The 25103-nt window shown below is 61.3% G+C and carries 25 protein-coding genes; 10 read left to right on the top strand and 15 right to left on the bottom strand.

Annotation, left to right across the window (positions count from 1 at the left end):
- Positions 1-2: 2 nt before the first annotated feature.
- Positions 3-425, bottom strand: coding sequence for a cupin domain-containing protein (locus C7378_RS01140; protein ID WP_131990878.1), 423 nt, complete (start codon positions 423-425; stop codon positions 3-5).
- 84 nt (positions 426-509) lie between these two features.
- On the opposite strand from C7378_RS01140, the gene C7378_RS01135 reads away from it, so the two are divergent.
- The 3 genes from C7378_RS01135 to C7378_RS01125 are packed head-to-tail and all read left to right on the top strand — an operon-like array spanning position 510 to position 2290.
- The gene (locus tag C7378_RS01135) at positions 510-1679 is read left to right on the top strand and encodes a M24 family metallopeptidase (RefSeq protein ID WP_131990876.1); all 1170 of its coding nucleotides are present in this window, start codon (positions 510-512) and stop codon (positions 1677-1679) included.
- Positions 1680-1697: 18 nt separating this feature from the next.
- Positions 1698-2111: a DUF6677 family protein gene (locus C7378_RS01130; protein ID WP_131990874.1), complete on the top strand. Its 414-nt coding sequence runs from the start codon at positions 1698-1700 to the stop codon at positions 2109-2111.
- A complete protein-coding gene (locus C7378_RS01125; protein WP_131990872.1) occupies positions 2108-2290 on the top strand; it encodes a hypothetical protein in 183 nt (60 codons plus the stop codon). The genes C7378_RS01130 and C7378_RS01125 overlap by 4 nt, the downstream gene beginning before the upstream one ends.
- A 30-nt stretch (positions 2291-2320) precedes the next feature.
- Here C7378_RS01125 and C7378_RS01120 read toward each other — a convergent pair whose 3' ends face one another.
- From C7378_RS01120 to aroB, 5 genes are all read right to left on the bottom strand, one after another.
- Entirely contained in the window at positions 2321-3085 is a 765-nt protein-coding gene (locus C7378_RS01120; protein WP_131990870.1) for a PASTA domain-containing protein, read from the bottom strand.
- Positions 3085-3483 (bottom strand): OsmC family protein, encoded by a 399-nt coding sequence (locus tag C7378_RS01115; RefSeq protein ID WP_131990868.1) that lies wholly within the window; start codon positions 3481-3483, stop codon positions 3085-3087. Before C7378_RS01115 ends, C7378_RS01120 begins: the two co-directional genes overlap by 1 nt.
- A gap of 37 nt (positions 3484-3520) precedes the next feature.
- Positions 3521-4936 (bottom strand): cation-efflux pump, encoded by a 1416-nt coding sequence (locus C7378_RS01110; protein WP_131990866.1) that lies wholly within the window; start codon positions 4934-4936, stop codon positions 3521-3523.
- Between the two features lie 67 nt (positions 4937-5003).
- Positions 5004-5744, bottom strand: coding sequence for a ubiquinone/menaquinone biosynthesis methyltransferase (locus C7378_RS01105; protein WP_131990864.1), 741 nt, complete (start codon positions 5742-5744; stop codon positions 5004-5006).
- Positions 5741-6832 (bottom strand): 3-dehydroquinate synthase, encoded by a 1092-nt coding sequence (aroB, locus tag C7378_RS01100; protein ID WP_131990862.1) that lies wholly within the window; start codon positions 6830-6832, stop codon positions 5741-5743. The genes C7378_RS01105 and aroB overlap by 4 nt, the downstream gene beginning before the upstream one ends.
- Positions 6833-6950: 118 nt before the next feature.
- On the opposite strand from aroB, the gene C7378_RS17600 reads away from it, so the two are divergent.
- Both C7378_RS17600 and C7378_RS01095 read left to right on the top strand, forming a co-directional pair.
- Positions 6951-7100: a hypothetical protein gene (locus tag C7378_RS17600; protein WP_165876575.1), complete on the top strand. Its 150-nt coding sequence runs from the start codon at positions 6951-6953 to the stop codon at positions 7098-7100.
- Between the two features lie 65 nt (positions 7101-7165).
- Complete coding sequence (locus C7378_RS01095; RefSeq protein ID WP_165876574.1) at positions 7166-7591, top strand: DUF1440 domain-containing protein; 426 nt, start codon at positions 7166-7168, stop codon at positions 7589-7591.
- Between the two features lie 13 nt (positions 7592-7604).
- Here C7378_RS01095 and C7378_RS01090 read toward each other — a convergent pair whose 3' ends face one another.
- The 3 genes from C7378_RS01090 to C7378_RS01080 all read right to left on the bottom strand — a co-directional run bounded on the left by C7378_RS01090 (position 7605) and on the right by C7378_RS01080 (position 12502).
- Positions 7605-8072 (bottom strand): DUF1641 domain-containing protein, encoded by a 468-nt coding sequence (locus C7378_RS01090; RefSeq protein ID WP_131990858.1) that lies wholly within the window; start codon positions 8070-8072, stop codon positions 7605-7607.
- A gap of 17 nt (positions 8073-8089) precedes the next feature.
- Positions 8090-11104 carry a formate dehydrogenase subunit alpha gene (fdhF, locus tag C7378_RS01085; protein WP_131990856.1) on the bottom strand — a complete coding sequence of 1005 codons (3015 nt, stop codon included), beginning with the start codon at positions 11102-11104 and terminating at the stop codon, positions 8090-8092.
- 105 nt (positions 11105-11209) lie between these two features.
- Positions 11210-12502, bottom strand: coding sequence for a homoserine dehydrogenase (locus C7378_RS01080; protein ID WP_131990854.1), 1293 nt, complete (start codon positions 12500-12502; stop codon positions 11210-11212).
- Between the two features lie 64 nt (positions 12503-12566).
- On the opposite strand from C7378_RS01080, the gene C7378_RS01075 reads away from it, so the two are divergent.
- Entirely contained in the window at positions 12567-12947 is a 381-nt protein-coding gene (locus tag C7378_RS01075) for a hypothetical protein (RefSeq protein ID WP_131990852.1), read from the top strand.
- 114 nt (positions 12948-13061) lie between these two features.
- A complete protein-coding gene (locus C7378_RS01070; RefSeq protein WP_131990850.1) occupies positions 13062-15332 on the top strand; it encodes a TonB-dependent receptor in 2271 nt (756 codons plus the stop codon).
- A gap of 57 nt (positions 15333-15389) precedes the next feature.
- Here C7378_RS01070 and C7378_RS01065 read toward each other — a convergent pair whose 3' ends face one another.
- The 6 genes from C7378_RS01065 to C7378_RS01040 form a co-directional block, all read right to left on the bottom strand.
- Positions 15390-16748, bottom strand: coding sequence for a sensor histidine kinase (locus C7378_RS01065; protein WP_131990848.1), 1359 nt, complete (start codon positions 16746-16748; stop codon positions 15390-15392).
- 54 nt (positions 16749-16802) lie between these two features.
- Positions 16803-18170 carry a sigma-54-dependent transcriptional regulator gene (locus tag C7378_RS01060; RefSeq protein ID WP_131990846.1) on the bottom strand — a complete coding sequence of 456 codons (1368 nt, stop codon included), beginning with the start codon at positions 18168-18170 and terminating at the stop codon, positions 16803-16805.
- Positions 18171-18259: 89 nt separating this feature from the next.
- A complete protein-coding gene (locus tag C7378_RS01055) occupies positions 18260-20206 on the bottom strand; it encodes a TolC family protein (RefSeq protein ID WP_243647971.1) in 1947 nt (648 codons plus the stop codon).
- Complete coding sequence (locus tag C7378_RS01050) at positions 20206-20910, bottom strand: ABC transporter ATP-binding protein (RefSeq protein ID WP_131990844.1); 705 nt, start codon at positions 20908-20910, stop codon at positions 20206-20208. The genes C7378_RS01055 and C7378_RS01050 overlap by 1 nt, the downstream gene beginning before the upstream one ends.
- Before the next feature lie 121 nt (positions 20911-21031).
- The gene (locus tag C7378_RS01045) at positions 21032-21751 is read right to left on the bottom strand and encodes an ABC transporter ATP-binding protein (RefSeq protein ID WP_131990842.1); all 720 of its coding nucleotides are present in this window, start codon (positions 21749-21751) and stop codon (positions 21032-21034) included.
- 28 nt (positions 21752-21779) lie between these two features.
- Positions 21780-23039 carry an efflux RND transporter periplasmic adaptor subunit gene (locus tag C7378_RS01040; RefSeq protein ID WP_131990840.1) on the bottom strand — a complete coding sequence of 420 codons (1260 nt, stop codon included), beginning with the start codon at positions 23037-23039 and terminating at the stop codon, positions 21780-21782.
- Positions 23040-23338: 299 nt separating this feature from the next.
- Between C7378_RS01040 and C7378_RS01035 the strand changes: the two genes are divergently transcribed.
- The 3 genes from C7378_RS01035 to C7378_RS01025 all read left to right on the top strand — a co-directional run bounded on the left by C7378_RS01035 (position 23339) and on the right by C7378_RS01025 (position 25074).
- Positions 23339-23773 carry a DUF4760 domain-containing protein gene (locus tag C7378_RS01035; protein ID WP_131990838.1) on the top strand — a complete coding sequence of 145 codons (435 nt, stop codon included), beginning with the start codon at positions 23339-23341 and terminating at the stop codon, positions 23771-23773.
- A 133-nt stretch (positions 23774-23906) separates the two neighbouring features.
- Positions 23907-24191, top strand: coding sequence for a DUF427 domain-containing protein (locus C7378_RS01030; protein WP_131990836.1), 285 nt, complete (start codon positions 23907-23909; stop codon positions 24189-24191).
- A 52-nt stretch (positions 24192-24243) separates the two neighbouring features.
- Positions 24244-25074, top strand: a complete 831-nt coding sequence (locus C7378_RS01025) for a phosphatase PAP2 family protein (RefSeq protein WP_165876573.1) — start codon at positions 24244-24246, stop codon at positions 25072-25074.
- Positions 25075-25103 lie beyond the last annotated feature (29 nt).

The following is a 25103-nucleotide window of genomic DNA, read 5'->3' as shown; positions in this document are numbered from 1 at the left end:
GTTCAGGCCTTCTCTTCGCCAATCGCCACTACGAAGTACTGCGCGGGAACGCTGCCTGTATTCACAATCCCGTGCTGTTCCCCTGAATGGATGAAGGCCGCCGATCCTGGACCGGCGGTCTGCGTCTTGCCGTTGATCGTAATCGCAAGCGTCCCGGTCGAGATCAGGAACAGCTCCTCATGCACGTGGTGGTGCGGCGGGTGCGGCGAGCTACCCGGCGCCAGCACGCTTTCATGCACCTCAAGGTGCGCGCCCGCATGGGTCATTCCATCCAGAATCGGACGCGATGAATTCGCGCCGTTCGGGTGCACCGGCAGCGTATCAAACGGCGCTACAAATGACTCAATCGGCTTGTCCGACCCCAGCGCAGCCGTACCCAGCAGCACCGGCAGCAGCGCACAGATATTTCTTCTCGACAGACTCATGCCATTCTCCTGAAACAGTAACCCGCCCAGTATGCCACGCGCCGCATACGACTGATAAACTCATCCTTCGTCGCAAACAAAGCCATGGACCTCTCTGCTATCCAATCCGCCCTTCGCGAAGCCGGCCTCGACGCGTGGCTCTTCTACGATCATCATCACCGCGATCCCATCGCTTACCGCATCCTTGGGCTCAGCACCTCCCTGCACGTCACCCGGCGCTGGTTCTACCTGATTCCCGCCGAGGGCGAGCCGCAGAAGCTCGTCCACCGCATTGAGCAGGGACGTCTCGACCCTCTGCCCGGCGCGAAGACGCGCTACTCCTCATGGCAGGAGCTGGAGCAGTCGCTCCAGACCATCCTCGCGCCCTACCAGCGCATCGCCATGCAGTATTCGCCGCGCAACGCCATCATGTACGTCTCGATGGTCGACGCCGGCACCATCGAGATGCTGCGCGAGATGGGCAAGACCATCGTCAGCTCGGCCGACCTCGTCAGCCAGTTTGAGGCGGTGCTAACTGATGCGCAGATCGCCAGCCACTACGTGGCCCAGCGCGCCATCGATGAGCTGCTTGCCGAGGGCTTCCGTCTGCTGCGCCAGAGAATTGACAACAAGGGTGCGGTCACCGAGCATGACCACGCCGCGTGGTTGCGCCAGGCCATCGTCCGCGCCGGGCTCATCACTGAAAACGGCCCCAACGTCTCCGTCAACGCGAACAGCTCCGACTCGCACTACGAGCCCACCGCCGAACGCTCGCAGCCTATCGCCAACGGCGATTTCCTGCTTATCGACATCTGGGCGCGGCAGCCCGAGGCAGGCTCCTGCTGGTATGACATCACCTGGACGGGTGTTGTAGGCCGCGAGCCCACGGAGCGCGAACAGCTCGTCTTCGCCACCGTGCGCGGCGCGCGCGACGCTGCCATCAACACCATTCAGCAGGCCTTCCGCAGCGGCGAACCCATCGCAGGATGGCAGGCAGACGATGCCGCCCGCGCTGTCATCCACGGCGCAGGCTTCGGAGAATATTTCACTCATCGCACGGGTCACAATATTGCCGCGGAGCTGCACGGCAACGGCGCGCACCTCGATAATCTCGAGACGCACGACGAGCGGCTGATCCTGCCGCAGACCTGCTTTTCTGTCGAGCCGGGCGTTTACCTGCCGGAGTTTGGAGTGCGCAGCGAGATCAATATGCTCACCTCCGCCACCGATGCTGTAGTCACCGGACGCATCCAGAACGAACTGGTGCGGGTTTAGTGGGGTATCATCAAACAGATGGCTTCTAACGTTCAGGTCGCGGCCGGGTCGCGCTCGCGAAACAGTTTGTTTTCTCTAGCGCTCCTGGCAGGCTGGCTCATACCCGGTGCGGGACACCTCTTTACCCGCCACTGGATACGCGCCCTGCTGCTTTTTCTTTCGATCACAACCATGTTCTCGCTCGGCCTCATGATGCAGGGCAAGCTCTACGCGCCGAATACCGGCGATACCCTGGAGATGCTCGGCTTCGTAGGCGACATCGGATCAGGGCTGCTCTACTTTATCGGGCGTATCGCCGACCTCGGAGGCCCTGCGGTTGAGCTGGCCACGGCCGACTATGGAACCAAGTTCATCGTGGTCGCCGGACTGCTCAACTTCATCTCTGCCGTGGACGCGCACAATCTCAAAATTGGAAGAAAGCCAGCAGCATGACCTTTACCCCGTCCCATTTCACTGCCGTGCTGCTTTTCGCTACCTTCGCGTCAATTGTCTTCGGCATCACGCAGCGCACTTCACCCCGCGCCATGGTTCGCTACGGAGCCTATTGCTGGGTCATGTTTGTCGGGATCGTCATCGCCGCAAGCTGGGTGATGTACTTCATCCGCCGCTGACGCGCCAGATCTTCCGCAAGGCGGAGTGCTCTACTTCGCCACTGTAAACTCTACCTGCGCCCCGAGATCGATACGATAGCCCGCAGGCGGGCTCTGGCTCACCACCGCTCCGGCCGGAATGGGCGCAGCCATCGGCTTGGTGGAGGCCACGTCAGGAACCGCCGGTATACTCACCGCCATATCCTTTGCCGGGGCCAGCTTCAGGCCTGCCTTGGTGACAGCAGCGGCAGCCGCCGCATAGGGCTGGCCGGTGAAGTCCGGCATGACCATGCCGCCGCTTGCCACAACATCGGGAGCAGCCGCCACCAGCAGGCTCACCACCGGCCTCTCCACTCCTGCAGCATCCGGCGCCGGAGTCTGTGCGATCACCGTATTCTCAGGCGACCCGGCGAAGGGTAGATGCGCGACTGAGCCAATGTCGAGCCCTGCGCGCCGAACTTCAATGGTCGCCACGCGCTCCTCTTTCCCGATCACGTTTGGAATTGCCGCCTTTTGCGGCCCCAGGCTCTCCGTAAGCCGCAGGTGCCACTCGCGCCGCACGACCGTGCCAACAGCAGGTGACTGGCTCAGGACGCGGCCTGCGGGCATGTCTGCGCTGTAGAAGCGGCTGTCGACACTCTGCGTCAGCCCCAGCGATGCGGAGCGCCGCGCCGCCTCGGCGGTGGTCAGCCCGCGGTAGTCCGGCACCGTCACCTCGGCTCCGTGGATGGCGAAGTGCATCGTCATCACGGCCGACAACATGGCCACGACAAACAGCCCCAGCACCACCACGCCAAACCGGAAAGCGCGCAGCATCAGGCGTACTCGATCTCGTAATCGATCTTGGCTGCCTTATCCAGCATCAGCGAAACAGAACAATACTTTGTCTTCGAGAGCGTCACCGCGTCTTCCATCGCCTTCTGGGAGACGCCGCCGCTCACGCGGTAAGTCAGCATGATCCTGGTAAAGACGCGCGGCGCTTCGCCAGCCTGCTCCGCTTTGGCGGAGACAACCAGCCCGGTGACCGGCTCGCGCTTCTTCTTCAGGATGGAAACCACATCGACGGAGGTGCATCCACACAGCGCCGCCAGCACTGCCTCCATCGGGCTCGGCCCGGTCGTGTGCTCCGGCGTTGCGTCAAAGTGGATCGAATGCCCACTCTCAGAACGCCCCTCGAACTCCATGCCCTGCTTCCACTCTGCGCTTGCAATCATGCCTGTATTCTCTCCTCTGGATCTAGACGCCACTCTCTTAATGATGATGATTATCGGTCGCAGGTTCAGGATGTATCAGCACTCGCTGCACCTCCGGAGCCTCCAGCTTGAAGCGGTCCTCGAGGGCAGTAATTACCTCGTGCACCCGCTGCATCGTCAGCTCATCGGGCAGCGTGCAGTGGCAGGAGAGCTGCAGCTTGTCCCCTACGCGCCCTACCGCCACTTCGTGGATGTCGATCACCTCTGGCAGCTGCGTCGCCGCGTTGCGCAGATGCTGCTCCAGCTCGCGGTCAAGTTGCGCCATCACCGGCTCTTCGATCGTCGCCGGTTCGCTCTCGATGTGGGTCAGCACCGACGTCACCTGCGGCAGCTCCTGCCGTATCTCGTCCTCGATGCGACGCACGAAGTCATGCGCCTCACGGAGCGCCAGCCTTTCATTGACTTCGATATGCTGCTCCACATGCAGCTTGCCGCCCAGCGACTGGATGCTCACATCGTGCAGCATCACATTGTTGCGCGAAGCCACCGCGCGCACCTTGTCGAAGATGCTCTCTGCGCCACCCGCCCGCGGCACGGGATGGATGACGACATCGGCTCCCGGCAGCACGCGCCGCACCGCCTCTGTGGCCTCACGGACCAGTTCCTCGGTCTTCTGAAAAGTAAGCTGCCGTGAGAGAGAGATCGTCAGGTCAGCAAAGTGCGAGTTGCCCGAGCGCCGCATCCTCGCCTTATCAACGGACAGCACACCGTCGATCTTCTGCACCTCGACGAGCATCCGGTGGCGCGTCTCCGCAGGAATGGCATCGACCAGGGCCTCCACCGTGCGCCACGCCAGCCGCCAGGCAAAGCGAACGATCAGTCCCGAGACCGCTATCGCCGCGATAGGGTCAGCAAGCCGCAGCCACCCTATGCCGAAGTGCGCGCCGACCCACGCGGCAACCAGCCCTGCGAGTACCGCAGCGCTCGACCAGATGTCCGAGGCAAAGTGCATAGCGTCCGCTTCAAGGGCCGAGCTGCCATGCCGCGCAGCCACCGCGCGCAGCCGCCGCGAACGCCAGGTATCCACCACGATCGACAGCACCAGCACTCCCGCCGGCCAGAGCGTAAATCGCAGCACCACGGGATGGTAAAAAATGCGGATGACGGCTTCGGTGGTGATCCACACCGACGAGGCGACCATCAGGAAGGTCTCAACGAAGGCCGAGACGTTCTCGATCTTTTCGTGGCCGTAGGTGTGCTCTTCGTCGGCGGGCTTATCTGAGATGCTCACCGAGAGCCATGTCAGCGCGGCGCCGGCCAGATCCAGCGCGGAGTGCGCCGCGTCTGACAGAATGCCGAGGCTACCCGTCAAGAGCCCTGCCGCGAGCTTCAGCGCAGTCATTACTACCGCCGCCAGCACAGAGGCTAACGCTACAGATCTCTTCTCGGTACGCGCGGTGGCAGAGGTGACCATATCAGTGTTCTAGTTTCGCATCTCTCGGGCGAATGCAGGGAGCCGCATACCGGCCCGAGGCAGCCAGCTACGTCGCGATTCCGCGATAAAGCCCGGCAATCCCGAAGCTGTAGGGGGTCCAGCTTACATCGCGAAAGCCCACCGAACGCATGAGCGCCAGCATCTCCGCCGGCGGCGGAAATCGCTCCACCGACGATGGCAGGTAGGCATACGGCCCCGCTACACCTGAGATGCGCGATCCAATGGCCGGCAGCACGCGCCGGAAGTAGAAAGCATAGAGCCTGCCCACTGCACCCTCGGGCTCGCTGAAGTCGAGGATGCCCAGCTCCGCGCCCGGCTTCATCACCCGGCGAAACTCTTCCAGTCCCGCCCGATAGTTGGCAAGGTTGCGAAAGCCGAAGGCCGAGGTAACCAGGTCGAGCGAGCGATCCCGCAAGGGCAGGTGCAGCGCATCGGCCTCGACAGCCACCGCGCCCCTCCCTGAGAATTTCTTCGCTCCCCGCACCAGCATCTGATGCGCAAAATCCGCTGCAATCACCGGCCGTCCGCCCTCCGGACGACGTTTGAGCAGCGCCAGCGTCATATCGCCGGTTCCGCAGCAGATGTCCAACACAGCCGCGTCGGGATTCGCCAGAGTCTGCCTGAATCGGCGTGCCGTCCGCCACCACCACAGCCGGTCGATATTCATTGAGAGCACATGGTTCAGCAGGTCGTACTTCGGAGCAATCGCGTCGAACATCTCGCGAACAGCCGCGGCAGCGCTCTGCTCAGTGGTAGCCCCGGCAGGCTGTGCGCCGCTTGCGCTCATCGCCGCCCCAGCATCTGCTCAATGGCAGCCAGCAGCTCAGCTTCGCTTACGTCGTCGACGACGGTGCTCGCTCCAATGCCCACCGGCAGCACAAAGCGCCGTGTGCCGGCTCGGTTCTTCTTGTCCCGCGCCGTCGCCTCGGCCAGCGCTTCAGCCGTAGCGCGAAAACCCGGCAGCGGCCCGTAGGCCTTAATCACCCGCTCGATCCGCTCAGCCTGTGCATCCGTTACCGTCTCGCGTCCGCGTGCAATCTGCAGCGCCGCCAGCATCCCCCAGCCCACAGCCTCGCCATGCAGCAGCACACGATACTTCGTTACCGCCTCGATAGCGTGGCCCACCGTGTGTCCCAGATTCAACACCATCCTCAGGCCTGACTCGCGCTCGTCGATCCCCACCACTTCCGCCTTCATCCGCACGGACGTGGCGATCACATACTCCAGCGCCTCGGCATCGCGCGCGAGAATCCTGGCCGCATTTTTCTCCATGTAGCTGAAGAGTCTCGCATCGCGGATGATGCCCGCCTTCACGCTCTCCATCAGCCCGGCGCGAAGCTCGCGATCCGGCAGCGTGTTGAGCACATCAATATCCGCATACACCGCGCGAGGATGATGGAAGCTGCCGATGAGGTTTTTGCCTGTTGTCAGGTTGACGCCCGTCTTGCCGCCAACTGAGGAGTCCACCTGCGACAGCAGCGTGGTCGGCAGCTGAACATAGTCAATGCCGCGCATGTAAATCGCTGCGAGAAAGCCGCCGACATCGCCCACAATCCCGCCGCCAAAGGCCAGCAGCAGCGAGGACCGGTCTGCGCCCGCCGCCGAGAGCTCCGCTGCGAGCCGCTCTACCTCAGCCAGCCGCTTAAAACGCTCCCCCGCGGGTAGAAAAAGCACCTCCGGCTTCGCCTGTTCCGGAAAGGAGCCGGTAAAACGCTCTCCCCACAACGCCCATATCTCAGGCGAGGTCAGCACAAAGATCCGGCCTCTTGTCTTCGCGACAAGCGGCCTCACCAGGGCGGAAACTTTATTAACGAAGCCATCTCCTACAAATACGGAATAGCTGGCAGAAGCAGTTTTGACCTTAATTGTTCGCACGCAACCTCATCCTAACAAGTAGCAGAAGCGGATGTCGGCTCGCCGCCCACTTCCAGCATCTACTTCTTGCAGCCTTGCTATATTAAAGGCCACTCTAATGTTGCATTGATGGAATAGTATGCCCCGATCCGTGATTACCACCAGCAAAGCCTGCAAGACTCTTACCTGGGTATTCGTGTTGATTGCCTGCTCTCTGCTCCTCGGCTATTACCTCTTCTATACCCAGGGCCACGACAATTCGATCCAGACACAGCAGTCGCCGCAATAGCGAAATCGCTCCAAACAGCATCTATGGAAAGCATGAAGAGCGGCAGATCAATTTTGAAGGGAGCCTTGGCAGGATTCGTGGGTGGCCTCGCCGGGGCGGCTGGCAGCATCCTCGCCGGAAAGCTGGTTCCTGCGCACGTACATGGTGAGCCCGTACCTCATCCGTCCCCCATGCCGCATCCGTCCACGGAACAGCAGAGATCCCCACAGGCGCTTCACTGGGCCTTCGGCGCTGTGGCAGGCGCAGCCTACGGAGCCATGATGGAGTATCGTCCGCCTGTGTCTGTATGGCGCGGTGCAGCCTTTGGGGTCACCGTCAACAAGCTGACCCACCGCTCCCTGCTGACCGCTCTCAATTCGGATGGGCCCGTTGACCAGCAAATTTCTGTTGCCCCGCAGACATCTCAGGCGAGAGTCAGCGAATGGTTTACCCATGTCGTCTACGGACTGACGACGGAGATTACCCGCAGGGCGGTAAGAAAGCGGCTCTAGATGCAGCCGTCTTTCATTCCGCGGGCTTCTTTGCCAGCACGCGGCCCGTCCGCTCCACGATGCCCGCGGCTGCGCTCAGTGCGCGGCGACTGTCGCGGGAGGCGAAACGCCGCAGGATAGCGAAGAGAGAGGGCGGCTCCGCCTGTGGTGGTACGCGCTCTCCGCCCAGCGCTGCCTTTGACACTCCATGCAGCAGCTCAGGGTCGATGCTGCCCATTAGCTTTCCAAGAATCAGCAGGTTGCGCAGAGCCGTTACCGTCTCCGGCTCCGTAGCCAGGGTGGCTACATGATTCACGACCACGTCGCCTGCCCCGAAGAGCCCTCGAAGCGTGTCCAGCGTCCCTGTATCGTGTAGCTGCTGCAGCAGTTCATATCCTGAGAGCAACGCCGCCGCGTGATCCACGGGCGCGTTCGCCAGCTTCCGCTGCAGCTCCTCCCGCGCATCCTTTGAGCGCGGCTTTATCTCAATTGGCTTTGCCATTCGATCGTGCTCCCGTTTTACTGCGTCTTGATCTGCACCAGTTCATCGCCCGGCAGGCGGTAATCCTTACGCGCCCACTTACGCTCCACCTCGACTCCCCGCTGAGGTGTCGGATGCCCATTACGGAAGTTGATCCCCGGCAGCGGGTTCTCGCCCTTCCACGGCAGAATCTTCATGTGGACCGGCGTTTCCTTGTATGCAGGCGTGTGGGTCACACGATCGGTAAAGTGACTCGTCAGCAGGTTTACCGGCTTCTCGGGTGAATTCAAAGGAATGAACACCTGCTTCCCTTTGACCCGATCCGTCACCAGCACCTGCACCCGCAGCTCCCCGTAGCGGGACGTGACGTCCACCCATTGTCCGGTCTGCAGGTTGCGCTCCTCAGCCAGCTCCGGCGAAACCTCCAGGAAGCGATTTGGCGTCTCTTCGTGGATCCCCTTCACGCGATAGGTCATGTTGCCTTCATGGAAGTGCTCGAGCAGCCGCCCGTTATTCAGGTGAATGTCGTATTCCTGGTCAATCTCTTCGCAGGGCGCGATCCATTCCAGAGGATAGAAATTCGCCTTGCCATCCGGGAAGTTGAACTTCTCCGTGTAGAGCAGCGGCTGGTCTGTTCCGTCGATCGCCACCGGCCACTGCAGCGTCTTGTAGCCCGCCAGCCGGTCATAGGTCACTCCGGCAAACATGGGAGCCAGCGACGCTGCCTCATGCATCACGTCAGCCGGGTGAGTGTAGTTCCACTTAGCTCCCAGGGAGTTGGCGATGTCCTGCACAATCCGCCAGTCGGGCCGGCTTTCGCCAAGCGGTTCCAGAACCTCATAGAGCCTCTGAATGCGCCGCTCCGTGTTGACGAAAGTGCCCTCCTTCTCAAGACTCGGACTGGCAGGCAAAACCACGTCCGCATAGCGGCAGGTTTCGCTGAAGAAGATGTCCTGCACGACAAAGAAGTCCAGCTTTGCGAACTGCGCTCCTACATAATTCGCATTCGAGTCGGCACTGAACATGTCTTCCCCGAAGAGATAAATGCCCTTGAGCTTGCCATCCTCAATCGCGCGCACCATCTCATGGTTGTCGAGACCTTTGGATGATGACAACTTCACTCCCCAGGCCTGCTCGTAGCGATGGCGAACCTCGTCGTCCGTAACTTTTTCGTAGCCGGGAAAATAGATTGGCATGCAGCCGAAATCACTCGCTCCCTGCACGTTGTTATGTCCGCGCAGAGGATACGCGCCGGTTCCGGTGCGCATATAGTTGCCGGTCGCCAGCAGCAGGTTCGAGATGGCCGTCGATGTGTCCGACCCTCCGCAGTGCTGCGTTACCCCCATGGCCCACAATATGCAGACCGACTCAGCGGCCGCAATCTCTTCGGCCACCCGTGTCAGGGTCTCAACGCTGAGCCCGGTAATTTTTGCTGCGTACTCCATCGTGAAAGGCTCGAGGCTCTTCCGGTACTCCTCTACCTTGTTGACCCAGCGCTCGATGAAGTCCATCTTCGCCAGCCCGTTGTCGAAGATGTACTTCGTCACCGCAGAGAGCCACACCAGATCGGTCCCTGGGCTGGGCTGGATAAAGATATCTGCGCGGTCGGCCATCTCATGCCGCCGCAGGTCGGCAACAATCAGCTTCTGCCCGTTCAGCTTGTGGGCGCGCTTCACCCGCGTCGACAGCACCGGATGGCTCTCGGTCGTGTTGCTGCCGATCACCACCACCATTGCCGCGCTCGCGATGTCTGAGATAGACCCCGAATCGCCGCCATAGCCAACGGTTCGGAAGAGTCCCTGCGTCGCTGGCGACTGGCAGTAACGCGAGCAGTTGTCTACGTTGTTCGTTCCCACCACAGCGCGTGCCAGCTTCTGCATCAGGTAGTTCTCTTCGTTCGTGCACTTTGACGAAGAGATGAACCCCAGCGCATCCGGCCCATGCTCGGCCTTGATGCCGCCAAGCCGCTTCCCGATCAGCGCAAGCGCCTCTTCCCAGCTCGCCGGGCGAAACGCATCCCCCTCGCGGATGAGCGGCTGCTGCAGCCTGTCCTCGTGGTTCACGTAGTCCCAGCCAAACTTGCCCTTGACGCAGGTGGAGATATTGTTCGCCGCGCCCTCGCCGGGCTCGACTTTCAGAATGTGGCGATCCTTCGTCCAAACGTCAAAGGAGCAGCCCACGCCGCAGTAGGTGCAGACCGTCTTCGTCCGCTTCACGCGAACCTCCCGCATGGCGGCCTCGGTCTCAGAAACCATCATGATCGGGCCATAGCCGGTCTCCGGCTCAAGCTCTTTCACGAGGTCGATCATCTTCTCCAGCCCCTCAGCAGGCAGGTGCGTCAGGTAGCCCGCTTCCCCGAGCATTGACTTCTCCATCAGCGCATTGCACGGGCAGACTGTGATGCAGTGGCCGCAGGAGACGCAGCTCGAACCGGCAATCTGCTGGCCGCCATCCCACAGCACGCGCGGATGATCCATCTCCCAGCCGATCGAGAGCGTCTCGTTGACCTGCACATTCTGGCACGCCTCTACGCAGCGACCGCACAGGATGCACTGATCCGGGTCATAGCGGTAGAACGGGTTCGACATGTCTTTTTCGTAGGGCTTCGGCGTGTAGGGATATTTCTGGTGCTCGACCTTCATCTTTGCGGTCGTGTTATGCACCGTGCAGTTGCCGTTGCTGTTGTCGCAGACCGTGCAGTAGAGCAGATGGTTCTTGAGGATGCGGTCAAAGGCCTCGCGCTGCGCGGCCCGTGCCTCCGCTGCTTCTGATTCGACAACCATGCCATCGGCCGTCTTTGTCCCGCAGGCCCGGACGAGCTTGCCGCCCACCTTCACCATACAGGTGTCGCATGTCTGGATCGGCCCCAGCCTGGGGTGATAGCAGACCTGCGGCACCTCGATTCCGCTGCGGTTCAGCGCATCGACCAGCGGCTCGCCGGCGATCGCCATCGCCTGCCGGCCATCCACTGTGATGGAGCAATTCAGTTGAGCAGCCTGCTCCGGGGACCCTACCGGGGCAAGTGAGTGAGGAGCGACCGTAATCCCGTCCATATAACTCCTTCGATGCCGTGGATCACCCATGAGATGACACGACGGCGAAACTATAGCACCCGCGGCGGTCGCCATGCCCGGGGCGAAGGACTCAGGAAGCCGGCCTCAGCCCTCCGGTTCCAGTATCTGTAGATCGAGCGGCGGTTGCCGCAGGCAGTCCATCTCCGCGACCTTGGCCAGCGCCCGGCGCAGCGCCGAGACCGGACAGGGCTCTACTGTCACGACAAAAGGCATGCTCACCTTATCATGGCCTGATTTCTGCAGAATTACATTGATGTTGATGTCCTGCTCGGCGAGCGCCCCCGCAATCCCGGCCACAATTCCTGGCCGGTCATCCACCACAAAGCGAATGTAGTGCCGCAGCAGAAAGTCTGCGCTCACCGGGGTCTTCTGGCTGGGAAGGTCGACCGCACGCGAACCATGTGCAATCGCAAGCAGATCGGAAACGACCGCCACCGCCGTAGGATGGCCTCCCGCGCCGTGTCCGGAAAAGACCACATCGCCGCCGTACTTGCCGCCAGCCAGCACCATATTCTCCGTGCCCCGCGACCACGCCAGCGGCGATCCCTTCGGCACCAGCATCGGCGCAACCGTCGCCAGCACCTTGCCGTTGCGCAGCTCCGCACGCGAAATCTGCCGGATCGTGCAGCCTAAATCTTTCGCGTAATCAAAATCGATTGCCGCTACCGGCGTGATCGGACGGCAGTCAATCTCCTCAATCGCCAGATCGGCTCGCAACGCGATTCTAGACAGGATCACCAGCTTGGCGCGGGCGTCATAGCCCGCTACATCCTCGGTGGGATCGGCTTCGGCGTAGCCCAGCGCCTGCGCCTCGGCGAGCACCGGCGCGAACTCCGCGCCCTGCTCCATCTTGCTCAGGATGAAATTGCATGTCCCGTTGAGAATGCCCTCGATCCGCTCGACCTTTTCCCCGGCCAGCCCCTGGTTCAGCCCCGGAATTACCGGGATTCCACCCGCAACCGCCGCCCCGTAGAGCAGGCTTGCCCCCTTGCTGCGCGCCAGCCGATCGAGCGCCACTCCATCCTGCGCAATCAGCTTCTTGTTCGCCGTAATGACCGACTTGCCCGCTGTCAGCGCCTCGCGAACCCACGTTCCCGCAGGCTCCAGTCCGCCCACCAGTTCAATCACGACATCCACGTCCGAGGCGAGAATCTCCTTCACGTCACTCGTCCAGCGCACCTGCGAAGGAACCCAGTCCACGCGCTTGCGCTCCACATCGCGATTGAAAATGGAAACCAGCTCCACCCCCTCCGGTTTCAGGTCGCCCAGAATACGCGCCACTGAGCTTCCAACCGTGCCGAAACCGAGAATTGCCGCCTTGATCCTCAATCTTTTGATCCGCCTGAAATAGAAATGGAGGCCGAAGCCTTGCTTCATACTAATCGCTGCATGTGTTAAAAGGGCACACCCGTGTGTGCGTTAAACTCGTGAAAGGGTCATTGTGGAACGCATACTCTCATGGGCACTCCTTCTGCTCTTCGGCCTCATGCCGGCTGCGCCCCTGTTCGCCTCCACGCCCACTGAAGCATCCCTGCCCGCCTGCTGTCGCCGCAATGGCAATCATCACTGCGCCATGAGCATGGCCGGAGGCGCTGCAGCCGCAACCAGCAGCAGAACCATCGCAAAAGTTCCGGAACGCTGCCCATGCCTACCCAAGTCCACCGCGCCTGCTTCGAGCTCCTCGCTCAGCCAGCCGACGGCCTTCAGGCAAACCATCTCTCTCCACATCCAGCAGAACTCGCCCCAGCAAGCCGAAGCCCGCTACCGGCTCTCCTTCTCACGCACGCGCCAGAAGCGCGGCCCTCCCGCCAGCAGCCTCTAAGCTCCTCAAGCCCTGCTCCCCGTTCTCTCTCACCGCGCCACAGAGGCCCTCCTCTGCCATGCGCCGGAGCCCGGGAGCACTCCTTTTGCAGCATCGCTATTCCGTGAGGACTCAGTGCGCCGTTATCTCTTACTGCTTTTTCTTTGCTCTTTCATCTTCATCCCCGTTTCGCATGCAACTGTCTTTGGAGAGATCCAGGGCATTGTGCATGACCCGCAGCATCGCCCGCTGCCGGGCGCAGCAGTCACGATTCACGCCGTCCACTCTTCCTTCTCGAAGACGGCCACGACCAATGGCGACGGCTACTTCGCCCTGCTTGCCGTTCCGCTCGGCGAGTACCGCATCGAGATCGCCGCCCAGGGCTTTGACCGTCTGGAGCAGACCCTGCGCGTCGCCTCTGACAGTTCGCCCATCCTGCACTTTCAGCTGCAGGTGGGCAGCGTCCAGCAGTCGGTCAAGGTGACCTCGCAGACAGATGTCGCCAACGTCAACTCCGTCACCCCGACCACCACTATCAACCGCATCGATATTGCCCGTACGCCCGGCGGCGACCGCACCAACAGCCAGGCCATGATCACCAACTATGTCCCCGGCGCTTACATGGTGCATGACATGCTCCACATGCGCGGCGGTCACCAGGTGAGCTGGGAGATTGACGGCGTTGATATCCCAAACACCAACATCGCGAGCAACCTCGGGGCGCAGATCGACCCCAAGGACATCGACTATCTTGAAGTCCAGCGCGGCAGCTACAACGCTGACGTCGGCGACCGTACCTATGGCGTCTTCAACGTCGCCCCGCGCACCGGCTTCGAGCGATCGCGAGAAGCCGAACTCGTTACCAGCTACGGCAGCTTCAACCAGACTAACGACCAGTTCAACTTCGGCGACCACACCGAGCGCTTCGCCTACTACGCCAGCCTCAACGGCAACCGCACCGACTACGGCCTGATGCCGCCCGTCTCCAAGGCATATCACGATGCGGCCAACGGCTATGGCGGCTTCAACTCGCTCGTCTATAACCGCACGCCCAGGGATCAGCTGCGCCTCGTCAGCCAGCTTCGTACGGACTACTTCCAGATTCCCTACGATCCTAATCCCGACAGTCTTGAAAACCAGCTCTACAACTCCAGCGGCCTCCGCGACGGCCAGCATGAGGTGGATGGATTTTCCGCCTTCACCTGGGCGCACAGCTTCAACAGCACAACCCTGCTGCAGCTCTCGCCTTTCTACCACTACAACAGCGCCAACTATGAACCAAACCCGCAGGACATGCCCGTCGCCACCACCTCAGACCGCGCCACCAATTACGGCGGTGTGCAGGCCTCCCTCTCTACAGAGTGGAAGAAGCACACTCTGCAGGCCGGCTTCTACTCCTTCGGCCAGCACGACGGCTACACCTTCGGCTCGCGTTTCAACGACGGCAGCTTCCCCAACTTCTCCGTCAAGGACAGCGCAGCCGGTGGTCTCATCGAGGAGTATGTCTCCGACAACTACAAGGCAACCAGCTGGCTGACGCTCATCGCCGGGCTGCGCTCGTCGCAGTTTCGCGGCACCGTCTCCGAGAGCGATAACGATCCGCGCTTCGGCATCGCAGTCCAGATTCCTAAACTGAACTGGGTCTTCCGCGCGTTCTACGGGCGCTACTACCAGGCGCCGCCGCTGCTTACCGCCGCCGGGCCGCTCATCGGCTACGCCAATAGCACCAATACTGCCTTCACCCCGCTGCACGGCGAGCGCGATGAGGAGCATCAGTTCGGCCTGCAGATTCCCTTCCACGGCTGGCTGCTCGATGCGGATACGTTCAAAACCCGCGCCAACAATTTCCTCGACCACTCCAACGTCGGCGAATCGAATATCTTCTTCCCCGTGACCATCGACGGCGCGCTGATTCAGGCCTGGGAGCTCACTATTCACTCGCCGACCATCGCTCGCCTGGGCCAGGTGCATCTGGCCTACTCCAACCAGGTCGCGCAGCAGCGCGGTCCCATCACCGGCGGCCTTATCTGCACGCCTGTCTCCTCGCCGCAATGCGATGCAGGCTTCAGCTATACGCCGCTCGACCACGACCAGCGAAACACGCTCAATGCTGGCATCGACAGCTCGCTTCCGTGGCACGCCTATGGCTCGGCCAATCTCTACTATGGCTCAGGATTTACCAACGGCGACCCCAACGCGCAATATCCGGGGGAATATCTGCCTCACGATACTTCGCTGAACCTCGCGCTGGGCAAGGTCTTTCGCGAGAAGACGACTCTCTCAGTCAACGCAACCAATGTCACCAATCACCGTGTGCTGCTGGACAACAGCCTCACCTTCGGCGGCTTCCACTACAACGATCCCCGCGAGATCTACGGCGAGGTTCGCTACCGCTTCCACTACTGATCGGCTGCCTGCGGTGCACTGCCCCATTCTTTCCCGCGAAAGAATGGGGCAATCCTCTTACTCCGCCAGTGGAATACGCACCTCGGCCACGCACCCGCTAGCATCGGTCCGATTTCGCAGCTCCACCGTTCCCTGATGCCCTTCGGCAATCTGCCGGGCCAGCACCAGCCCCACGCCGCTGCCGCTCTTCTTTGTCGTGTAAAACGGCACAAACAGATTGGACGCATTCGCAAAACCGGGACCATTGTCGATGATCTCGATCACCGCCATTCCTTCCTCGACCAGGCATCGTACCGTGACCCGTGCCTCAGCGCTCGCGTGCTCTTCGCGTGGCATCATCGCGGCCTCGACTCCATTGCGCACCAGGTTGATCAGCAACTGCTCCATCTGGTCCGGATCGGCCAGCAATTCCACCTCGGGGGCCTCACCCACCTCGACCGCAATCCGCGTCTCCAGCCGCGCCGCCTGCTCCAGCAGCGGACGCACCGCCACGCGCCGCAGCACCGGTTGCGGCAACTGCGCCAATTGACGATAAGCCTGCACAAAGCGGTTCAGAGACTCGGCCCGTGCTTCGATCACTCCCAGGCCTCGTTCCAGATCTCCCCCATCTGCAGGCAGCCGCGAGCGCAGGCTCCCGGCAATCGATTTGATGGGCGCCAGCGAATTGCTGATCTCGTGGCCCAGCACGCGGATCAGCCGCCTCCATGCCACGCGCTCCTCCTCGCGTAGCGCTGAACTCACGTCAGATAGCAGCAGCAGCGTATGAGGCACACCTCGCTGGCGAAAGGTTGTGCGCCGCACCATCCAGCGCGCCGAGTCAAGCGTGATCACCTGCTCAGCGGTGTCCGCAAGCAGCGGCGCCACCTTCAACTCCGCAACGCCGCGCCCCAGATCGCTCTCCGAGCTCAGCCCCAGCACCCGCTCGGCCGCGGGATTGACCAGCCGCAGCCGCAGCTGCTGATCGAAAGCAACCACCGGCGCATCCAGCTCTTCAATCACCCGCCGCAGCAACGCGGTTGCCTCCAGCGCACTCACCCGCTGCCCCTGCAGCGTATCTGCAAGCGCATTGATCTCCGCCGCAAGCTCGCCCAGCGAATCGCCTCGTGCGGCGCCGCGCGCGCGAAAGGAGTAGTCCTGCTCCCGCAGCGAAGCCACCACGTTTGCCAGTGTCTGCAGCGGACGGACAAATTGTTCAAAGAGCGCGACAGAGAGAATCGCCAGCAGCAGCGCGGCGGCTACCAGTGAACCGACAAGACCGAGCAGCGGGACGCGCTCGATCCACAGCAGAAGCCACAGCAGCACCAGCGCGGGCAGGCAGAGGAGCAGCAGCAGCAGTTTGATCCGCGCCTCAAACGCGAATCCTGTGCCCGGCCTCTTGCCCGCATGCCGTCCCGCAGCTCGACCCCGCTGTGTCATGCATTTCTTATACAGCCAGGGAGCAGCTCATCGACGGGCAAACAGTCCGCCCTGCTAGAGACCATACTTTTCCATGCGGCGATAGAGCGCTCCACGGCTCAGCCCCAGCGCCTCGGCGGCCTGGCTTACATTGCCCCCGGCGCGAGTGAGCGCCTTGCGGATCAGCGCACTCTCCACCGATTCCAGGCTCATCTCGTCGAGCGTCTGCGTAGAGGAGCGGCTCACGCCAAGCCCCAGGTCCACCGCTTCGATCTTTTCTCCGCGCGCCATCAGCACCGCGCGCTCCATCGTATGCTCAAGCTCGCGAACATTCCCCGGCCACGCCGCCTGCGTGAGAACGCCCATTGCCTCCGGCGTAAAACCGCCCAGCTGCTTGCGATACCGCTCCGCATAGCGGCTGAGAAAATGCGCCGCCAGCAGCGGAATGTCTTCACGCCGCTCGCGCAAGGGCGGCAGATGAATCTCGACCGTGTTCAGCCGGAAGAGCAGGTCGCCGCGAAACCTTCCCGCCTCGACCTCGGCGCGCAGATTCGCGTTCGTTGCCGAGAGCAGCCGCGTATCCACCTTGCGCGTCTTTGACGATCCGACGCGCTCCATCTCGCCCGTCTCCAGCACCCGCAACAGCGTCCCCTGCTGCCGCAGCGGGATGTTTGCAATCTCGTCGAGAAACAGCGTGCCGCCGTCAGCCAGCTCAAAGCGTCCGATCCGCTCCGTTCGCGCGTCCGTATAGGCGCCACGCACATGGCCGAAGAGTTCGCTCTCGAACGTGCCCTCAGGCAGCGCGCCCGTGTTGACCGCTACCAGCGTGCGCTGCGCCCTCGCCGACAGGGTGTGCAGCGTCTGCGCCACTACCTCTTTGCCGGTGCCGTGTTCGCCCGTAATAAGAACATTTGCGTCGGAAGGTGCGATCCGCGTTATCGTGCTCAGCACTCCTTCCATCGCGGGCGAGGTCGCGATCAGCTGCGGCAGCTTGCCGCCCCGCAGAATGCGGTTCTCCGCCTCCAGCCGCTGGGCTTTTCTCATGGTCTGCTGCAACTCGATCTGGGTGCGCAGCACCGTCAGCAGGCGCGCATTCTCCCACGGCTTTTGGATGAAATCCCGTGCGCCGCGCCGCATTGCCTCCACCGCCAGCTCGACGTTCGCCCACGCCGTCATCACGATCACCGGCACCTGTGCGTCGACTGCCTTGATGGCGCTCAGAAGGTCAAGCCCCTCCTGTCCTGAGGTCGTATCGCGGGCGTAGTTCAGATCGATCAACACCGCGTCGAACTGCGAAGCCCTGACTGCGGCGAGCGCCATGGCCGGGGAGTCGGCGCGCTCCACGCGGAAACCCTCCGGGCGCAGCAGCAACTCAAGCGCATCGAGTATGTGCGGCTGATCGTCGGCGATCAGCACGCACGGATTGGGAGAAACGTTCGTCATTGACTTTGCAGATCAGCTGTCCCGTTCAGAAAATTTTCCGTTCCGGCGGAGAGCAGCCATCGCCTGCAATTCTTTCCGCCTGCACCAGCTTACATGTGCGTCACGACACCGCTCTTGGCATCGTCGATCGAGATGCCGTTGTGCTCCAGCGTATCGCCTACGGCGCGGTCGATGTCGATCTTCGCCTTCTCATAGGCCGCCTGCGCTGCTGACAGCGCTGATTCGGCCACGGCGAGGTCGTGCTGCGCCGACAGCGTGTCGTAGCTGGACTTCGCCCCCAGCTGCTGCTCCTGCCTGGTGATGTCGAAGGTCTTCTGCGCCAGGTCCCGCGCCTTGCGCGCCGCATCCACATGCGCCTCAGCCTGCTGCAGCGCAAACTGCGAGTTGCGCACATCAAAGCGGATGCTCTTCTTCTGTTGCTCAAAGGTCAGCTCGCTCTGGCGATACTCGAGCACCGAGCGAAACTGGTCTGCCTTCGCAATTCGATTGCGTAGCGTGATGTTCAGTTTGAAGCCGGCCTGGTACTCCGGCGCAGTGTAATTGAAGGTGTTCTGCAAAGTCCCACCCAGGCCGGTGGGAAGATTTGAAACGCATCCGGTACCCAGGCTGCACGCCGGGTTCAGGCTGCCGCCATTGGAGTTACCTACATACTCGCCGTAGAGCCGCAACGATGGCAGCAGCTCGTTCTTGATCGTGCGCAGGCTTATCTGCGCCACCTGCATGGCAATCTCATCCATCGCCACGTCGGGCCGGTTCTTCTCCGCCGTCGCAATCAGGGCTTCGATGGGCTTGGTGGCGTTCTCGTCGGGCGCGCCCATGCGGTCGAGTGGGATCACCGGCATATCTTCCAGCTGCGGGTCATCGATCGTCTTCGTCAGCGCATTCTTGATCAGCAGCTCGTTGAGCTTCAGCGTGGCTTTTGCCACCGTCAGGTCGCCCTCACGCGTCGCCACATCGGACTCGTCCTTCATCACCTGCATCGCGGGAATGGCTTTCAGCTCAAGCTGCTTCCGGTCGTCATCCAGCGTCTTGTTCGCGAACTCGAGCGAGCGCTCCATGACCTGTTCGTTTTCATAGGCGCTCACCAGGTCCCAGTAGATGTCCTCCACCTGCGTAATCGTCGCAATGGCCTGCGCCTTGAAGCCAAGGTTGGTGAGCTGGATGTTCTTCTTCGCGATGTGAATGTAGCGCTCGTTGGTGGCGAGTCCGAAGCCGGCAAGCACCGGCTGGCTCACATAAAAGAGGAGATTTGAGTAGAGATTCGGATTGAGAATATTGAACTGGCTGTTCGTTGTCTGCCGATATCCCGTGTAATCCACCGCAACGTGAGTGCCGAGCGGGAAATATTGTGAATACTCGGAGAGCAGCTCCGTCGTATTCTGCCGGTACAGCGGAACACCGAACTGGACCGTATTCACCAGCTGCTGCGTCGTATGGTCGTTGAAGCCCTGCACATAGAGCTGCGGGTCAAATGGATTGACAAAGGTTCCCGCGCCCAGCGTGGAAGTTACAATACCGCCCGCGCCTGCCGCATTCGTGCCTGAACTTGTGCCGCTGGCGCCGGACGGTGTCTGCGTGCTGCCAAAGCCTCCTGCCGTACCCTGCTGCACATTGGTGTTCACACCATAGGCGATGCCGCCGGCCTTGGTGCGCGCAAGATCCGTCTCCGCGATAGGCATGTTGTAGCGGAAGTAGGCCAGGTCGAGATTGTTCTCAAGTGCCAGAGCAATCACATCGCGCAACGACAGATAGAGCTTGCCGCTATGCACCAGCTGCTGCAGCCGCGGCGAATTCGACAGGTTCAGCGGCGCCACGTTGCTCGACCTGTAGGCCGAGAAGGGATTATGCGAGTGCGGCAGCTCCACATGGAACCCCTGGGGCATCACGGCCTGACCCTGCACCTGCGCCTGTTGCGCCTGCTGCGCTATCGTCGGGGGAGTATTCACCGGTCCCGGAGCATCAGGCGCCGCTGACTGCTGCGCCAGGGCCGAAGCCGCAAACCATCCGCAAAACATCATCGTCACTACACGCCGCACTATGCGTCCACCTTTGTCATTTCCATATCGGGATTGGCAGTATCGCGCGTCATCCATCCATCGCGGACTTCAATCACGCGCGAACCGTAAGCCGCGTTTGCCTCCGAGTGCGTCACCTGCACGATCGTCGTTCCCTGCTGGTTCAGCTCGCGGAAGAGCTCCATGATCTCCTTGGCCTGCGTCGAGTGCAGGTTGCCTGTCGGCTCATCGGCAAGCAGTAGTGCGGGCTTATGGATCACCGCGCGGGCAATGCCGACCAGTTGCTGCTGGCCACCCGAAAGCTGCGAAGGAAAGAGATCCTTCTTGCCGACTATGTTGAATCGGTCAAGGGTGTCGGCCACCATCGCCTGCCGCTCGGAGCGCGAGATATTCTTGTAGCTCAGCGGCAGATCGATGTTCTCAGCGACCGTCAGGTCGTCGAGCAGATGATAGCTCTGGAAGACCATGCCGGTGTACTGCTTCGCAACTTCAGCCCGCTGCTTGCGGTTCATGGTGTGCACTGCCTGCTCGCGAAACCAGTATTCGCCCAGCCATTGATCGTCGAGCAGCGCCAGCACATTCAGCAGGGAAGACTTCCCCGCGCCGGAAGGCCCCATGATGGTGATAAATTCGCCTTCGCGAATATCCAGTTGAATGCGCCGCAGCACCCACGTCTGGCCCACACCTGCCTTGTAACTCCGCTCGATATTGCGTAACTGAATCATCCGACCTTCTCTCCGTCACTGGCTGCGGGGCGCAGCTGGCTCTTTCCACACACGTATCCGCACAAGGCCACGCTGCCTTCCACTCGCCGCTCGATTGTGTGCTGGGAAGCGCGCTCTATCTTCAGCGCGCCTCGAGCACATGCTCCAGCGGATCGCCCTCTGCGACCACCTTGCCATCGAAGAGATGCACCTGCCGCTCAGCCTCTTTTGCAAAGCGGGGATCGTGCGTCACCATGCAGATCGTCGCCCCTTCGCTGTGCAGGTTATGGAGCAGCTCCATCACCGCTTCGCCATTGCGCGAGTCCAGGTTGCCGGTAGGTTCGTCAGCCAGCAGGATCGATGGAGATCCCGCGAGGGCGCGAGCCACCGCCACGCGCTGCTGCTGACCACCTGAGAGCTGCGAGGGATAATGCCGCATCCGGTGCGCCATGCTCACGCGCTCCAGCGACTCCTGCACCCGGCGCTTGCGCTCCGCCACCGCCATGCCGGAGCGATAGGTGAGCGGCAGTTCGACATTCTCATACACCGTCAGATCACCGATCAGGTTGAAGCTCTGAAAGATGAAGCCGATCTCTTGGTTGCGAATGCGCGAGCGCTGCGCAAAGTTCAGGTTCTCGACCGCATGCCCGTTCAGCATGTAGCTACCGCCGCTCGGCGTGTCGAGCAGTCCGACGATCGACAGAAGGGTTGACTTGCCGCAGCCCGAGGGGCCCGACATCGCGACGTACTCACCCTTCTTGATCTCGAGGTGAATGCCGGACAGCGCGTGCGTTTCGATCTCATCCGTGTAGAAGACCTTTGTCAGACCTTCAATTTGTATCAGTGGCTGTTGCATATCCATAGGCCTTCGCTCCTTGGTTGCTGCTGCGTTATTCCAGACGCACGCGATCCGTGTTGTCGTACCGCGACATATCAGACAGGATGACCCGGTCGCCTTCTTTCAGTCCTTCGAGAACCTGAATCTGCGTCACCGACGCCATCCCTACCTTTACCTGCACCCGCGTGGCGTACTTGCCGTCAGGATCGATTCTGAAAAGGCTGATCGTACTGTTCTCGTTGCCGAAGGCAGGGCGTCCGACATAGAGCACATCTTTCAGGCGATTCAGGTCGATTGTCCCGTCCACGCTCAGGTCCGGTACCGCCCCGGGTGGCAGCGGTCCATCCAGTACTACGTCAACTGTGCGCGTTCCGTTCACTACCGCGGGATCAATTCTGTTCACATGCCCCGGCACGATGCCGTTATGGGTGTCGATCTCCGCTGGCTGGTCAAGTTGAATATCGTGCGCCTGCGTCTCAGCAATCTTGAGCTCGGCCTTGAGCTGGTCCGGCTGCACAACCTTCGCGAGCGTCGTTCCCGGCGCAACGTGTTCTCCCACCTGGTGCGGCAGATCGATCAGCACGCCGTCGATTCCGGCGCGCACTTCGAGCGCATTTTGCTCGTTCTGCCTCAGCTCCAGCATCGCCTTCGCCTGCTCCACCTTGGTCTGTTGCACCTGGAGCTGCGTTTCGATCGCCTTCTGGTTCATGTCCACCTGTTCCTGGCCGATCTTGTTGCGAATATTCAGCTCATCGGCGGTGGACTTCGACTTGTTATAGGCCAGTCCGCTGATCACTCCCAGCTTGTATAACTGGCTGTCCGTCTGCGCCTGCAGCTGCGCCTGGCTGGAGTCGGCAGTCACCGTCGCCGCGGCAGCGCGCTTATCCATCAGCTCGCTCTCCAGCTTCACCTGGAGGTTGTGGTAGTCCACCTGGGCGGCCTTCAGCTGCAGCTGGGCATCGAGCAGCTCCTGCTGGAGTTGCGGGTCTGTCAGATCCATCAGGATCGTGTCCGCCTGAACCTTGGTGCCCGGAAGCACCCGGATGCGGGTCACCGTCGCCTCCGTCTGCGAGGGAATCAGCCGGATGCGATCTTCGCGCGGGACAAGCGTGCCCAACCCGTGCACCTGCCTGATCATCGGGCCGCGCTTGACCGTATCGGGCCAAATGGTGCTCGCGTCTACGGTAGGTGCAGCCGGTTTCAGCCTGAAAACTGCCGCCGCTGCTGCTGCCGCGACGAGCACTACAACCACCACCGTTGCAACCTGGCGGCGAACCTTCTTCTTCTTAATGTCTGGCCTGGCGATATCCACGACTCTTACTTATGCAGGAAGAGGGCCAATGCATCCTGTTTTGCATCTCGATGATTTTGCGATAGTTAGCTAAATAAGGAGCTTGGACAAAGGTCACTTGGTGTCCATTTCCGGACATCTGCTGTCCATTTCCGGACAACAGCGCAGAGCGATCAGGGTCCGGAAAGCGCCGGAAGGTGATAATGATTCTCCTTTGATAACTGTTATCCACAGACTGGCTTCTCAGCCCGGCAAACAGCCCTTGGCAGCTATGATGGGAGGGCAGGAACTTCGGAACGCTAAAGGAAATCGCTCGACTTATGGAAACAAATCTGGCTACGAATGCCGATGCGCAGCTGATTCTAAAGCTTTATGAACTACGCACGGAGGAGACCATGCGTGCAGCGCGGAACTGGGCCGTGACCGAGTTCTGGCCGTCCACGGCGGACGATGTCTTTGCCGTGCTCCGCGCGATGGACCACCCGCGCAATGCTTATCTGCGGCAGGTGTTGAGCTACTGGGAGATGGCCGCATCCTTCGTGCTGCACGGGGCGCTCAACGCCGAGATGTTTCTCGATTGCAACGGCGAAAACCTCTTCCTTTACGCCAAGCTGCAGCCGCTGCTGCCGGCCATTCGCGAGCAGGTGCCGGAGCTCCTCGCAAAAACCGGACAGTTGCTCGACAAGTACCCGGAGGCGCGGCGGCGGGTAGAACTGATCCGTCAGCGGATAGAAGTGATGAGAGCCAAGCCGTAAGCGATCGGAAACCAAATCGGAACGGGGTCAGTCTCTCCTGGAAAACCTCGAAATCCGATCCTTTCGCCGATGGTCTGCATCTGGTAAGTTGTACGAGGTTGTGTTAACGCAGGAAGGGAATCGGCAGAGCACCATGGCAAAAGCGACCTGGAACGGAAAAGTAGTAGCGGAGAGTGACACATTTGAAACGGTTGAGGGGAATATTTACTTCCCTGAGAGCGCGCTGAAGCGCGAGTATATCCGGCCGAGTTCGACGACCTCGACCTGCCCATGGAAGGGCCAGGCGCGGTACTACTCTCTGATGATCGACGGTCAGGAGAACCAGGACGCCGCCTGGTACTACCCCGACCCCAAGCCAGCAGCCCGGAACATCAAGAATCATGTAGCCTTCTGGCGCGGGGTAGAAGTCGAGAAGTAACTCACCCTTATCTCATTCCCAGGCCGTCTGAATGGTAAGCTCGATGGAGTTTATGTTCAGACGGCTTTCTCTTTTCCTTGGCTTGATTTTCCTCTCGTCCTCCCTGCTCTATGGCCAGAGCGAAACGCTGTCGGCCGAGGACTGCGGCATCACCGCGCTGGTCACCTGCGCCAAGATGATCGGGCAGGATCAGCTCGGCATTGTCACCAGCCCGCTGCGCACCACACCCAAGGATCTGCTTTGGATTGTGCCATTTGGCGTTGCCATGGGGCTGGGGCTGGACTATGACGCGCACGCCATGCGGACACTCGGCGTCGATCCCAGCAGGGAAAACAAGTTCAAGAAAGTCTCAGACTACGGCGGCCTCTATGGCCCGGCGGCTTCGGCGGCCATAGGCTATTTTCTCGGCGCGAAGACGGGCAACAGCCAGCTGCGCGACACCGGCGTGCTGGCAGGCGAGGCAATGGTGGACGCAACCATAGTCGATCAGGCGATGAAGTATGCCATCGACCGGGAGCGGCCGAATACGGGGGATGGCACAGGGCGATTCTGGCCGCATGGACTGAAAACCTGGCCGGACGGCGGCTCGATGCCCTCCGAGCACACCATGAATGTCTGGGCCTTCGCCCACGTCGTCGCGGCGCAGTATGACGGCTGGAGAACGCGGCTGGCGGTCTATTCCCTGGCGACTACCGTCTCTGCCTCAAGGGTGATGGCACGGGACCATTTTCCGTCGGATGTAGTGGTGGGGAGCACTTTCGGCTACCTGATCGGCGGATTTGTTGTCCGTCATCGGTCGCCGGAGAAGCGCTACTTCTCCCTCTCCACGGTGAATACCGCGAATGGCCGCGGGCTGCAGCTCTCGTACAACTTCGCCCGTTAGAGCCCGCTAAAAAACTGCTGCGGTTCGGT

It is taken from the genome of Acidipila rosea (genome assembly GCF_004339725.1).
In the GTDB taxonomy this organism is placed as follows: domain Bacteria; phylum Acidobacteriota; class Terriglobia; order Terriglobales; family Acidobacteriaceae; genus Acidipila; species Acidipila rosea.
Note: the sequence above shows the minus strand (reverse complement) of the source record. Positions and strands in the feature narration are given on the sequence as shown.

Bases quoted from the DNA above. Each gene is read 5' to 3' on its own strand.
- C7378_RS01090 (WP_131990858.1), bottom strand. From the start codon at position 8,072: ATGGCAAAGCCAATTGAGATAAAGCCGCGCTCAAAGGATGCGCGGGAG.
- C7378_RS01135 (WP_131990876.1), top strand. From the start codon at position 510: ATGGACCTCTCTGCTATCCAATCCGCCCTTCGCGAAGCCGGCCTCGAC.
- C7378_RS01050 (WP_131990844.1), bottom strand. From the start codon at position 20,910: ATGATTCAGTTACGCAATATCGAGCGGAGTTACAAGGCAGGTGTGGGC.
- C7378_RS01120 (WP_131990870.1), bottom strand. From the start codon at position 3,085: ATGCTGCGCGCTTTCCGGTTTGGCGTGGTGGTGCTGGGGCTGTTTGTC.
- C7378_RS01105 (WP_131990864.1), bottom strand. From the start codon at position 5,744: ATGAGCGCAAGCGGCGCACAGCCTGCCGGGGCTACCACTGAGCAGAGC.
- C7378_RS01030 (WP_131990836.1), top strand. From the start codon at position 23,907: ATGGCAAAAGCGACCTGGAACGGAAAAGTAGTAGCGGAGAGTGACACA.
- C7378_RS01060 (WP_131990846.1), bottom strand. From the start codon at position 18,170: ATGACGAACGTTTCTCCCAATCCGTGCGTGCTGATCGCCGACGATCAG.
- C7378_RS17600 (WP_165876575.1), top strand. From the start codon at position 6,951: ATGCCCCGATCCGTGATTACCACCAGCAAAGCCTGCAAGACTCTTACC.
- C7378_RS01125 (WP_131990872.1), top strand. From the start codon at position 2,108: ATGACCTTTACCCCGTCCCATTTCACTGCCGTGCTGCTTTTCGCTACC.
- C7378_RS01115 (WP_131990868.1), bottom strand. From the start codon at position 3,483: ATGATTGCAAGCGCAGAGTGGAAGCAGGGCATGGAGTTCGAGGGGCGT.
- C7378_RS01080 (WP_131990854.1), bottom strand. From the start codon at position 12,502: ATGAAGCAAGGCTTCGGCCTCCATTTCTATTTCAGGCGGATCAAAAGA.
- C7378_RS01130 (WP_131990874.1), top strand. From the start codon at position 1,698: ATGGCTTCTAACGTTCAGGTCGCGGCCGGGTCGCGCTCGCGAAACAGT.
- C7378_RS01110 (WP_131990866.1), bottom strand. From the start codon at position 4,936: ATGGTCACCTCTGCCACCGCGCGTACCGAGAAGAGATCTGTAGCGTTA.
- C7378_RS01025 (WP_165876573.1), top strand. From the start codon at position 24,244: ATGTTCAGACGGCTTTCTCTTTTCCTTGGCTTGATTTTCCTCTCGTCC.
- fdhF (WP_131990856.1), bottom strand. From the start codon at position 11,104: ATGGACGGGATTACGGTCGCTCCTCACTCACTTGCCCCGGTAGGGTCC.
- C7378_RS01045 (WP_131990842.1), bottom strand. From the start codon at position 21,751: ATGGATATGCAACAGCCACTGATACAAATTGAAGGTCTGACAAAGGTC.
- C7378_RS01035 (WP_131990838.1), top strand. From the start codon at position 23,339: ATGGAAACAAATCTGGCTACGAATGCCGATGCGCAGCTGATTCTAAAG.
- C7378_RS01140 (WP_131990878.1), bottom strand. From the start codon at position 425: ATGAGTCTGTCGAGAAGAAATATCTGTGCGCTGCTGCCGGTGCTGCTG.
- C7378_RS01065 (WP_131990848.1), bottom strand. From the start codon at position 16,748: ATGACACAGCGGGGTCGAGCTGCGGGACGGCATGCGGGCAAGAGGCCG.